The 12,084-nt window shown below is 55.4% G+C and carries 10 protein-coding genes and 1 pseudogene; 10 read left to right on the forward strand and 1 reads right to left on the reverse strand.

Features of this window, described 5'->3' with window-relative positions; all coding sequences use genetic code 11:
- Positions 1-68: 68 nt before the first annotated feature.
- The 4 genes from dnaK (at position 69) to nhaR (ending at position 5,522) form a co-directional block, all read left to right on the forward strand.
- Positions 69-1,982 carry a molecular chaperone DnaK gene (dnaK, locus tag ACOTXL_RS09480; RefSeq protein ID WP_003856470.1) on the forward strand — a complete coding sequence of 638 codons (1,914 nt, stop codon included), beginning with the start codon at positions 69-71 and terminating at the stop codon, positions 1,980-1,982.
- Positions 1,983-2,069: 87 nt separating this feature from the next.
- The gene (dnaJ, locus tag ACOTXL_RS09485) at positions 2,070-3,215 is read left to right on the forward strand and encodes a molecular chaperone DnaJ (protein WP_008502040.1); all 1,146 of its coding nucleotides are present in this window, start codon (positions 2,070-2,072) and stop codon (positions 3,213-3,215) included.
- Between the two features lie 173 nt (positions 3,216-3,388).
- The gene (gene nhaA / locus ACOTXL_RS09490; protein WP_022650383.1) at positions 3,389-4,564 is read left to right on the forward strand and encodes a Na+/H+ antiporter NhaA; all 1,176 of its coding nucleotides are present in this window, start codon (positions 3,389-3,391) and stop codon (positions 4,562-4,564) included.
- A gap of 58 nt (positions 4,565-4,622) precedes the next feature.
- Positions 4,623-5,522, forward strand: a complete 900-nt coding sequence (nhaR, locus tag ACOTXL_RS09495; RefSeq protein ID WP_003856462.1) for a transcriptional activator NhaR — start codon at positions 4,623-4,625, stop codon at positions 5,520-5,522.
- A gap of 58 nt (positions 5,523-5,580) precedes the next feature.
- On the opposite strand, the gene rpsT is transcribed toward nhaR, so the two are convergent.
- Positions 5,581-5,844, reverse strand: coding sequence for a 30S ribosomal protein S20 (gene rpsT / locus ACOTXL_RS09500; RefSeq protein WP_003856458.1), 264 nt, complete (start codon positions 5,842-5,844; stop codon positions 5,581-5,583).
- Positions 5,845-5,959: 115 nt separating this feature from the next.
- Here rpsT and ACOTXL_RS09505 point away from each other — a divergent pair.
- From ACOTXL_RS09505 to ispH, 6 genes and pseudogenes are all read left to right on the forward strand, one after another.
- Positions 5,960-6,165: pseudogene (locus ACOTXL_RS09505) on the forward strand (DUF2575 domain-containing protein); the annotation flags it as partial.
- Between the two features lie 7 nt (positions 6,166-6,172).
- Complete coding sequence (gene ribF / locus ACOTXL_RS09510; protein WP_003856456.1) at positions 6,173-7,099, forward strand: bifunctional riboflavin kinase/FAD synthetase; 927 nt, start codon at positions 6,173-6,175, stop codon at positions 7,097-7,099.
- Positions 7,100-7,144: 45 nt separating this feature from the next.
- Entirely contained in the window at positions 7,145-9,961 is a 2,817-nt protein-coding gene (ileS, locus tag ACOTXL_RS09515) for an isoleucine--tRNA ligase (protein ID WP_045350423.1), read from the forward strand.
- Positions 9,961-10,461 carry a signal peptidase II gene (gene lspA, locus ACOTXL_RS09520; RefSeq protein ID WP_003856452.1) on the forward strand — a complete coding sequence of 167 codons (501 nt, stop codon included), beginning with the start codon at positions 9,961-9,963 and terminating at the stop codon, positions 10,459-10,461. The genes ileS and lspA overlap by 1 nt, the downstream gene beginning before the upstream one ends.
- Before the next feature lie 116 nt (positions 10,462-10,577).
- Entirely contained in the window at positions 10,578-11,027 is a 450-nt protein-coding gene (fkpB, locus tag ACOTXL_RS09525; protein WP_003856450.1) for an FKBP-type peptidyl-prolyl cis-trans isomerase, read from the forward strand.
- 1 nt (position 11,028) lies between these two features.
- The gene (ispH, locus tag ACOTXL_RS09530) at positions 11,029-11,979 is read left to right on the forward strand and encodes a 4-hydroxy-3-methylbut-2-enyl diphosphate reductase (RefSeq protein WP_003856448.1); all 951 of its coding nucleotides are present in this window, start codon (positions 11,029-11,031) and stop codon (positions 11,977-11,979) included.
- Positions 11,980-12,084: the final 105 nt, after the last annotated feature.

Genomic DNA, 12,084 nt, shown 5'->3' on the forward strand with positions numbered 1-12,084 from the left:
AAGCACGTTCTGCCCTTATTACAGGTACACAACCACATGTTGACTGAATTTTTAGTGGAGACGTTTAGATGGGTAAAATTATTGGTATCGACCTGGGTACTACCAACTCTTGTGTAGCGATTATGGATGGCACTACTGCACGTGTGCTGGAGAACGCCGAGGGCGATCGCACCACGCCTTCTATCATTGCTTATACCCAGGATGGTGAAACTCTGGTTGGTCAGCCGGCTAAACGTCAGGCAGTGACAAACCCGCAAAACACCCTGTTTGCGATCAAACGCCTGATTGGCCGCCGCTTCCAGGACGAAGAAGTTCAGCGTGACGTTTCCATCATGCCTTACAAAATCATCGCAGCCGATAACGGCGATGCATGGCTTGATGTGAAAGGCACCAAAACTGCACCTCCGCAGATCTCTGCTGAAGTGCTGAAGAAAATGAAGAAAACTGCGGAAGATTACCTGGGTGAACCGGTAACTGAAGCTGTTATCACCGTACCTGCTTACTTCAACGATGCTCAGCGTCAGGCAACCAAAGATGCTGGCCGTATCGCAGGCCTGGAAGTAAAACGTATCATCAACGAACCAACCGCAGCAGCACTGGCTTACGGTCTGGATAAAGAAGTTGGCAACCGTACTATCGCGGTTTACGACCTGGGTGGTGGTACCTTCGATATTTCTATTATCGAAATCGACGATGTTGACGGCGAAAAAACCTTCGAAGTTCTGGCAACCAACGGTGATACCCACCTGGGTGGTGAAGACTTCGATACCCGTCTGATCAACTACCTCGTTGACGAGTTCAAGAAAGATCAGGGCATTGACCTGCGTAACGACCCGCTGGCTATGCAGCGCCTGAAAGAAGCCGCTGAGAAAGCGAAGATCGAGCTGTCTTCCGCTCAGCAGACCGACGTGAACCTGCCGTACATCACCGCAGACGCGACCGGTCCAAAACACATGAACATCAAAGTGACCCGTGCGAAACTGGAAAGCCTGGTAGAAGACCTCGTGAACCGTTCTATCGAGCCACTGAAAGTTGCATTGCAGGACGCTGGCCTGTCCGTGTCTGACATTCAGGACGTTATCCTGGTAGGTGGTCAGACTCGTATGCCAATGGTTCAGAAGAAAGTGGCTGAATTCTTTGGTAAAGAGCCACGTAAAGACGTGAACCCGGACGAAGCGGTTGCTATCGGTGCTGCGGTTCAGGGTGGTGTACTGACCGGTGAAGTGAAAGACGTACTGCTGCTGGACGTTACCCCGCTGTCTCTGGGTATCGAAACCATGGGTGGCGTGATGACTCCGCTCATCAACAAAAACACCACTATCCCGACGAAACACAGCCAGGTGTTCTCTACCGCTGAAGACAACCAGTCTGCGGTAACCATCCATGTGATTCAGGGTGAGCGTAAGCGCGCGGCGGATAACAAATCTCTGGGTCAGTTCAACCTGGACGGTATTAACCCGGCACCACGCGGCATGCCACAGATCGAAGTCACCTTCGACATCGATGCTGACGGTATCCTGCACGTGTCTGCGAAAGACAAAAACAGCGGTAAAGAGCAGAAGATTACCATCAAGGCATCTTCTGGCCTGAACGAAGCGGAAATCGAAAAAATGGTTCGTGATGCCGAAGCTAACGCGGAATCCGACCGTAAGTTTGAAGAGCTGGTTCAGACCCGTAACCAGGGTGACCATCTGCTGCACAGCACCCGTAAGCAGGTTGAAGAAGCGGGCGATAAACTGCCAGCGGAAGACAAAACTGCAATCGAAACTGCACTGAGCGCGCTGGAAACGTCTCTGAAAGGCGAAGACAAAGCGGACATCGAAGCGAAGATGCAGGAGCTGGCACAGGTTTCTCAGAAGCTGATGGAAATCGCTCAGCAGCAGCACGCACAGCAGCAGGCGGGCGCTGATGCTTCGGCGAACAACGCGAAAGACGACGATGTTGTCGACGCTGAGTTCGAAGAAGTGAAAGACAAAAAATAATCGCCCTGATGCAGGGTAAGTAATCGGCACGGGCGTAGGAGAATTCTCCACGCCCGTGCTCGCATGTTAAGGGGCTTAAAAAAACCAATGGCAAAGCAAGACTATTACGAGATTTTAGGCGTTCCGAAAACTGCGGAAGAGCGTGAAATCAAAAAGGCGTATAAGCGCCTGGCCATGAAATTCCACCCTGACCGTAATCAGGGTGACAAAGAGGCTGAAGCCAAATTTAAAGAGATTAAAGAAGCCTACGAAGTCCTGACCGATGCACAAAAACGTGCGGCCTATGATCAGTACGGACACGCGGCCTTTGAACAGGGCGGCATGGGCGGCGGTGGATTTGGCGGCGGCGGCTTCGGCGGCGGCGCTGATTTCAGCGATATCTTTGGTGATGTATTTGGCGATATCTTCGGTGGCGGGCGTGGCCGTCAGCGCGCGGCGCGCGGCGCAGACCTGCGCTACAACATGGACCTGACGCTGGAAGAAGCGGTTCGCGGCGTCACCAAAGAGATCCGTATTCCGACGCTGGAAGAGTGTGACGTTTGCCACGGCAGCGGTGCGAAAGCGGGGACTCAGCCACAGACCTGCCCAACCTGTCACGGTTCCGGTCAGGTGCAGATGCGCCAGGGCTTCTTCGCGGTGCAGCAGGCCTGTCCGCACTGTCATGGTCGCGGTACGCTGATTAAAGATCCGTGCACCAAATGTCATGGTCACGGTCGCGTGGAGAAAACCAAAACGCTGTCCGTTAAGATCCCGGCAGGCGTCGATACGGGCGACCGCATCCGTCTGGCAGGTGAGGGTGAAGCCGGCGAGCACGGCGCACCGGCAGGCGATCTGTACGTTCAGGTTCAGGTGAAGCAGCACGCCATCTTCGAGCGTGAAGGTAACAACCTGTACTGTGAAGTGCCGATCAACTTTGCGATGGCGGCGCTGGGCGGCGAAATCGAAGTGCCGACGCTGGACGGTCGCGTTAACCTGAAAATCCCTGGCGAAACCCAGACCGGGAAACTGTTCCGCATGCGCGGCAAAGGCGTTAAATCCGTTCGCGGTGGCGCGCAGGGTGACCTGTTATGCCGCGTGGTCGTGGAAACGCCGGTCGGCCTGAACGATAAGCAGAAACAGCTGCTGAAAGAGCTTCAGGAAAGCTTTGGTGGCCCGACAGGTGAGAAAAACAGCCCGCGCTCCAAAAGCTTCTTCGATGGCGTCAAAAAATTCTTCGACGATTTAACCCGCTAACCCGCCAGCTGGTTACTATCATTTAAAGCCCGGAAGCGATTCCGGGCTTTTTGCTTTATAGCGTTATACCTCGGTTAAACTGAATCTATAACCAATATTAATCTGTTTTTACCGATCTGTTTGCGCTGATATTATGGTTTTACCGAGGTATTGTTGTAAAAGAGAGTTTAAACGTGAAATTACTACACCGTTTCTTTAGCAGTGAGGCATCCGGCGGCGTCATCCTGATTATTGCTGCTGCGGCTGCCATGCTGCTCGCCAATATGGGCATGACACGCGATCTCTATCACGCATTTCTGGAAACGCCCGTCGAGCTGAAGGTCGGGGCGCTGGAAATTAATAAGAACATGCTGCTGTGGATCAACGATGCGCTGATGGCGGTGTTCTTCCTGCTGGTGGGCCTGGAGGTTAAACGTGAGCTGGTGAGCGGTTCGCTTGCCAGCCGTCAGCGTGCGGCGTTTCCGGTGATCGCGGCGATTGGCGGGATGATCGTTCCGGCGTTGCTCTTTCTCGCATTTGCGTGGCAGGATCCGGTTGCTCGTGACGGCTGGGCGATCCCGGCCGCAACGGATATCGCGTTTGCGCTCGGGGTCTTAGCCTTGCTCGGTAGCCGCGTCCCGGTAGCACTGAAAATTTTCCTGATGGCGCTGGCGATTATCGATGATCTGGGCGCTATCGTGATTATCGCGCTGTTCTACACCAGCGATCTGTCCGTTCTGTCTCTGAGCGTGGCGGCCGTGGCTATTGCGGTGCTGGCGTTGCTGAACGTCTTCAACGTCCGACGCACGGGGATTTATATTCTGGTGGGGATGGTGCTGTGGACGGCGGTGCTGAAGTCTGGCGTGCATGCCACGCTGGCGGGCGTCATCGTTGGCTTCTTTATTCCGCTGAAGGAACAGGACGGCAAATCGCCTGCCAGACAGCTGGAGCATGTGCTTCATCCGTGGGTGGGTTTTATGATCCTGCCGCTGTTTGCGTTTGCCAACGCGGGTGTTTCCCTGGCCGGGGTTACCCTGGACGGACTCACCTCTGTGCTGCCGCTGGGTATCATCGCCGGTCTGTTTATTGGTAAGCCGCTGGGCATCAGCCTGTTCTGCTGGCTGGCGCTGAAGCTGAAGCTGGCGTCATTGCCAAACGGAACCACCTTTAGCCAGATTATGGCCGTTGGCGTGCTGTGCGGTATTGGATTCACCATGTCGATCTTTATCTCGACGCTGGCGTTTGGCGCAAGCGCGCCTGAGCTTATCGTCTGGGCGAAACTCGGCATTCTTATCGGGTCGTTCCTGGCCGCGGTTATGGGTTACACCTTGTTGAAGGTGAAGTTGTCCGGACAGGCTGTCCAGGCATAACAGGAAACCGGGAGAAGGGAAGCCTTCTCCCGATAAACTATCAGGGAGTGAAAACGTGATGTCTCATTTGAACTATAACCATCTCTATTACTTCTGGCATGTCTACAAGCAGGGCTCGGTCGTGGGTGCCGCAGAGGCGCTCTACCTGACGCCACAGACTATCACCGGGCAAATCAAAGCCCTGGAAGAGCGCTTGCAGGGAAAGCTTTTTAAGCGGAAAGGGCGTGGCATTGAGCCGAGCGAGCTGGGTGAACTGGTATTCCGCTATGCGGACAAGATGTTCACCCTGAGCCAGGAGATGCTGGATATCGTTAACTATCGCAAAGAGTCGAACCTGCTCTTTGACGTGGGCGTGGCGGATGCGTTGTCCAAACGGCTGGTAAGCGGTGTGCTGGATGCGGCGGTGGTGGAAGATGAACAGATACATTTACGCTGCTTTGAGTCCACTCACGAGATGCTGCTGGAACAGCTGAGCCAGCATAAGCTGGATATGATTATTTCGGATTGTCCTATCGATTCCACGCAGCAGGAAGGCTTGTTCTCGGTGAAAATTGGCGAATGCGGTGTCAGTTTCTGGTGCATCAATCCACCGCCGGAAAAACCGTTTCCGGCTTGCCTGGAAGAGCGCCGCTTGCTGGTTCCGGGGAGGCGGTCCATGCTCGGACGTAAGCTGCTGAACTGGTTTAACTCGCAGGGGCTAAACGTAGAAATTCTCGGTGAGTTCGACGATGCGGCGCTGATGAAAGCCTTTGGCGAGGCGCACAACGCTATCTTCGTTGCCCCGACGCTGTATGCGCACGATCTCTATTCAGACGACAAGATTACCGAGATTGGCAGGGTGGATAACGTGATGGAAGAGTATCACGCCATATTCGCCGAAAGGATGATTCAGCATCCGGCGGTGCAGCGAATCTGCAACCGGGACTACTCGGCGCTGTTTACGCCGCCGGCAATCTGAAGGCATAAAAAAACCCGCGTTAAGCGGGTTCTTTCAAACAAGCAACAACAAGTGGCGATTAAGCCAGTTTGTTGATCTGCGCGGTCAGGTTTGCTTTATGACGCGCTGCTTTGTTTTTGTGGATCAGACCTTTAGCAGCCTGACGATCCACGATTGGTTGCATTTCGTTAAATGCGTTCTGCGCTGCAGCTTTGTCGCCAGCTTCGATTGCTGCGTATACTTTCTTGATGAAAGTACGCATCATAGAGCGACGGCTTGCATTGTGCTTACGAGCCTTTTCAGACTGAACGGCACGTTTCTTAGCTGATTTGATATTAGCCAAGGTCCAACTCCCAAATATGATCTATGTGGACAATTCAAAGGCCGAGGAATATGCCCTCTACACCTTCTTTTGTCAATGGATTTGTGCAAATAAGCGCCGTTAATGTGGCGACGCTACGTTACGTAGTGATGGCGCAGGATTCTACCAGCTTGTCGTTCGTGAATACAGCTTTTCGGCGTAAAAATCGCAGTTCGCGGGCAGATTTTTTTGCTGTGAAAGGTCAGCGTGATGAAATCATACGGCTTTCTGTTTAGCGTGAACAATCGCCGGTTAACCTTAACCGCTGTACAAGGTATACTTTGGCGATTTTCACTGTTTTGAGCCAGTCATGAAGCTGATACGCGGCATACATAATCTCAGTCAAGCCCCGCACGGGTGCGTGCTGACCATTGGTAATTTCGACGGCGTGCATCGTGGGCATCAGGCGCTGTTGCAGGGATTGCGTAAAGAAGGCGAGGCGCGAGGCCTGCCCGTCGTGGTGATGATTTTCGAGCCTCAGCCGCTGGAGCTGTTTGCAGGCGAGAAATCCCCCGCGCGGCTGACGCGTCTGCGTGAGAAGTTACGCTACCTGGCGGAGTCAGGGGTGGACTACGTCCTGTGTGTACGGTTCGACCGTCGTTTTGCCGCGCTGACCGCACAAAATTTTGTCAGCGACCTGTTGGTCAGGCAGCTTGGCGTGCAGTTTCTCGCCGTGGGCGATGATTTCCGCTTTGGCGCTGGTCGTCAGGGCGATTTCTTGTTATTACAGAAGGCTGGCCTGGAGTACGGGTTTGACGTCACCAGTACAATGACCTTCTGCGAGGGCGGCGTGCGCGTCAGCAGCACGGCGGTACGTCAGGCGCTGGCGAACGATGAACTGGACACGGCAGAAACGCTGCTGGGTCACCCGTTCACGATTTCAGGTCGCGTGGTCCATGGCGATGCGCTGGGCCGCACGATAGGTTTCCCGACGGCGAATATACCGCTGCGTCGTCAGGTCTCCCCGGTTAAAGGGGTCTATGCGGTGGAAGTGGCAGGACTGGGCGAGAAGCCTTTCTACGGCGTCGCCAACATTGGCACACGTCCAACGGTTGCCGGTGTGCGTCAACAGTTAGAAGTACACCTGCTGGACGTTGTAATGGACCTGTATGGTCGCCATATAGATGTGATACTGCGTAAAAAAATACGCAATGAACAGCGATTCGCTTCGCTGGATGAACTTAAGGCGCAAATCGCGCGAGATGAATTAACGGCCCGCGAGTTTTTTGGGCTTTAGAACCGGCTTAACTGCCTACGTGATAAATACGGAACCGAGAATCTGATGAGTGACTATAAATCAACCCTGAATTTGCCGGAAACAGGGTTCCCGATGCGCGGCGATCTCGCCAAGCGTGAACCGGGAATGCTGGCGCGTTGGACCGATGATGACCTGTACGGCATCATTCGTGCAGCCAAAAAAGGCAAAAAAACCTTCATTCTGCATGATGGCCCTCCATATGCGAATGGCAGCATTCATATTGGTCACTCTGTAAACAAGATTCTGAAAGACATTATCGTGAAGTCCAAAGGACTCGCGGGATATGACTCGCCTTACGTTCCGGGCTGGGACTGCCATGGTCTGCCAATCGAGCTGAAAGTAGAGCAAGAGTACGGTAAGCCGGGTGAGAAGTTCACCGCCGCAGAATTCCGCGCGAAGTGCCGCGAATACGCAGCCACCCAGGTTGACGGTCAGCGCGCTGACTTTATCCGTCTGGGCGTGCTGGGCGACTGGTCGCATCCGTACCTGACCATGGATTTCAAAACCGAAGCCAACATCATCCGTGCGCTGGGCAAAATCATCGGTAACGGCCACCTGCACAAAGGCGCGAAGCCGGTGCACTGGTGCGTGGACTGCCGTTCTGCGCTGGCCGAAGCGGAAGTAGAGTATTACGACAAAACCTCGCCTTCTATCGACGTGGCGTTCGAAGCGGTCGATCAGGATGCGATCAAAGCTAAATTTGGTCTGCCTGGGGTAAGCGGTCCAGTCTCGCTGGTTATCTGGACAACCACCCCGTGGACGCTGCCTGCTAACCGCGCGATCTCCCTCTCTGGCGAGTTTGAGTATGCGCTGGTGCAGATTGATGGCCGTGCGGTTATCCTGGCGAAAGACCTGGTCGAAAGCGTACTGAAACGCGCGAACATCACCGATTACACCGTGCTGGGCACCGTAAAAGGCGACGCGCTGGAACTGATGCGCTTCAAACACCCGTTCCTGGACTTCGACGTTCCGGCGATTCTGGGCGACCACGTAACGCTGGACGCGGGTACCGGTGCGGTACATACCGCCGGTGGCCACGGCCCTGACGACTACAACATCAGCCTGAAGTACGGTCTGGAAATCGCCAACCCGGTTGGGCCGGACGGCTCTTACCTGCCTGGCACCTACCCGGCGCTGGACGGCATCAACGTCTTCAAAGCGAACGACATTATTGTCGACATGCTGCGCACCAGCGGCGCGCTGCTGCACGTTGAAAAAATGCAGCACAGCTATCCGTGCTGCTGGCGTCACAAGACGCCAATCATCTTCCGTGCGACCCCGCAGTGGTTCGTCAGCATGGATCAGAAGGGCCTGCGCGAGCAGTCTCTGAAAGAGATCAAAGGCGTGCAGTGGATCCCGGACTGGGGCCAGGCGCGTATCGAATCCATGGTGGCTAACCGTCCTGACTGGTGTATCTCCCGTCAGCGCACCTGGGGCGTGCCGATGTCGCTGTTCGTGCACAAAGAGACGCAGGAACTGCATCCGAACACCCTGGAACTGATGGAAGAAGTGGCGAAACGCGTTGAAGTTGACGGCATTCAGGCGTGGTGGGATCTCGACGCCCGCGACATCCTGGGCGCGGACGCGGACAACTACGAGAAAGTGCCGGATACCCTGGACGTGTGGTTCGACTCCGGTTCAACCCATGCCTCTGTGGTTGACGTGCGCCCTGAGTTCGCCGGTCACGCTGCCGACATGTATCTCGAAGGCTCCGACCAACACCGCGGCTGGTTCATGTCATCCCTGATGATCTCCACCGCCATGAAGGGCAAAGCACCTTACCGTCAGGTACTGACTCACGGCTTCACCGTGGATGGTCAGGGCCGTAAGATGTCCAAGTCCATCGGTAACACCGTTTCGCCGCAGGACGTAATGAACAAGCTGGGCGCGGACATCCTGCGTCTGTGGGTAGCCTCTACCGACTACACCGGCGAAATGGCGGTGTCTGACGAGATCCTGAAGCGTGCTGCCGACAGCTATCGTCGTATCCGTAACACCGCGCGCTTCCTGCTGGCGAACCTGAACGGGTTCGATCCGGTAAAAGATATGGTGAAGCCGGAAGAGATGGTCGTGCTCGATCGCTGGGCGGTAGGCTGCGCGAAAGCGGCGCAGGAAGATATCCTGAAAGCGTATGAGTCTTACGATTTCCACGAAGTGGTGCAGCGCCTGATGCGCTTCTGCTCCGTCGAGATGGGCTCGTTCTACCTCGACATCATTAAAGACCGTCAGTACACCGCGAAAGCGGACAGCGTGGCGCGCCGCAGCTGTCAGTCTGCGCTGTACCACATCGCAGAAGCGCTGGTGCGCTGGATGGCGCCGATCATGTCCTTCACCGCGGATGAAATCTGGGGTTACCTGCCGGGCGACCGTGAGAAGTATGTCTTCACCGGCGAGTGGTATGAAGGTCTGTTCGATCTCTCCAGCACCGAAGCGATGAACGATGCCTATTGGGACGAGCTGCTGAAAGTGCGTGGCGAAGTGAACAAGGTTATCGAGCAGGCGCGCGCTGACAAGAAAGTCGGTGGCTCTCTGGAAGCGACGGTGACCGTGTACGCAGAGCCTGAGCTGGCCGCGAAGCTGACCGCGCTGGGCGATGAATTACGATTTGTCCTGTTGACCTCTGGTGCGAAAGTTGCGGATTATGCCGAGGCGTCTGCTGATGCTCAGCAGAGCGAACTGCTCAAAGGACTGAAGGTCGCGCTGAGCAAAGCCGACGGTGAAAAATGCCCGCGTTGCTGGCATTACACCACTGATGTCGGTCAGGTGGCGGAACACGCAGACATCTGCGGACGCTGTGTAAGCAACGTCGCCGGTGACGGCGAAAAACGTAAGTTTGCCTGATGAGTAAAACTCTCTGTTCAACAGGACTGCGCTGGCTGTGGCTGGTGGTGGTGGTGCTGATTATTGATTTGGGCAGCAAGTTCCTGATCCTCCAGAATTTCGCTCTGGGGGATACGGTCCCGCTGTTTCCGTCGCTTAACCTGCACTACGCCCGCAACTACGGTGCGGCGTTTAGTTTCCTTGCCGACAGCGGTGGCTGGCAGCGCTGGTTCTTCGCGGGTATCGCTATCGGTATCTGCGTCGTGCTGGCGGTGCTGATGTACCGCTCGAAGGCCACGCAAAAGCTGAATAACATCGCCTACGCGCTGATCATTGGCGGCGCGCTGGGTAACCTGTTTGACCGCCTGTGGCACGGCTTTGTGGTCGATATGATCGACTTCTACGTCGGCGACTGGCACTTCGCGACCTTTAACCTCGCCGATAGCGCAATATGCGTTGGTGCGGCGTTAATCGTGCTGGAAGGCTTCTTGCCTAAACCGGCAGCGAAAGAGCAGGCGTAACAAAACCAGCCGGGTGACGCGTAGCGATCCCGGCCTACAGAATTTGTGGCCCCCGTAGGCCCGGTAAGCGTAGCGCCACCGGGCAACAGGTGACCCAAAACAAGCGAGCAATTTGCATGTCTAAATCCGTACAGAGCAACAGCGCGGTTCTCGTTCACTTTACGCTGAAGCTGGATGACGGCTCTACGGCCGAATCCACCCGCAACAACGGCAAACCAGCCCTGTTTCGTCTTGGCGATACCTCCCTGTCTGAAGGTCTTGAGCAGCAGCTTCTCGGTCTGAAAGAGGGTGAGAAAAAAGCCTTTTCGCTGGAGCCGGATGCCGCGTTTGGCGTGCCAAGCCCGGATCTGATCCAGTACTTCTCCCGTCGTGAGTTTATGGACGCGGGTGAACCGGAGATCGGGGCAATTATGCTCTTTACCGCTATGGACGGCAGCGAAATGCCTGGCGTGATCCGCGAAATCAACGGCGACTCGATTACCGTTGACTTCAACCATCCGCTTGCCGGGCGCACTGTCCATTTTGATGTAGAAGTGCTGGAGATCGATCCGGCACTGGAGGCCTGAAATGCAGATCCTGTTGGCTAACCCGCGCGGTTTTTGCGCCGGTGTAGACCGCGCTATCAGCATTGTTGAAAACGCGCTGGAGATTTACGGCGCGCCGATTTACGTGCGTCACGAAGTGGTGCACAACCGCTACGTGGTCGACAGCCTGCGCGAGCGCGGTGCGATTTTTATCGAGCAGATCAGCGAAGTACCGGACGGCGCAATTCTCATCTTCTCCGCGCACGGCGTCTCGCAGGCGGTACGCAACGAGGCGAAAAACCGCGATCTGACCGTTTTCGATGCCACCTGTCCGCTGGTGACCAAAGTGCATATGGAAGTGGCGCGCGCCAGCCGTCGCGGTGAAGAGTCAATTCTGATTGGTCACGCCGGTCACCCGGAAGTGGAAGGCACCATGGGCCAGTACAGCAACCCGGAAGGGGGCATGTATCTGGTTGAGTCACCGGAAGACGTCTTTACGCTGAATGTGAAAAACGAAGCCCGACTGTCGTTTATGACCCAGACGACGCTTTCCGTGGACGACACCTCAGACGTGATTGACGCCCTGCGCCAGCGCTTCCCGAAAATCGTCGGGCCGCGCAAAGATGATATCTGCTACGCAACCACCAACCGTCAGGAAGCCGTGCGCGCGCTGGCTGAACAGGCGGACGTGGTGCTAGTGGTCGGCTCGAAAAACTCCTCTAACTCTAACCGTCTGGCCGAACTGGCGCAGCGTATGGGGAAAGCGGCGTTTTTAATCGACGACGCAACGGACATTCAGGAAGCGTGGGTGAAAAACGCGGTCTGCGTCGGTGTTACCGCAGGCGCTTCAGCGCCGGATATTCTGGTGCAGAACGTCATTGCCCGCCTGCAAGAGCTGGGCGGTGGCGAAGCGGTGCCGCTGGAAGGCCGCGAAGAGAACATTGTTTTTGAAGTGCCGAAAGAGTTGCGTATTGACGCGCGAGAAGTGGAATAGTTCTTTATCTGATGAAAGGCCAGCACCTCCTGTGCTGGCCTTTTTTTTGCCCCAAACTTTATCGTGACGACAAAATCATGTCTTTTACTGATATTTAAGTCGGTT

Source organism: Enterobacter cloacae complex sp. IR5402 (assembly GCF_049238125.1).
GTDB classification, from domain to species: Bacteria; Pseudomonadota; Gammaproteobacteria; order Enterobacterales; family Enterobacteriaceae; genus Enterobacter; species Enterobacter hormaechei_C.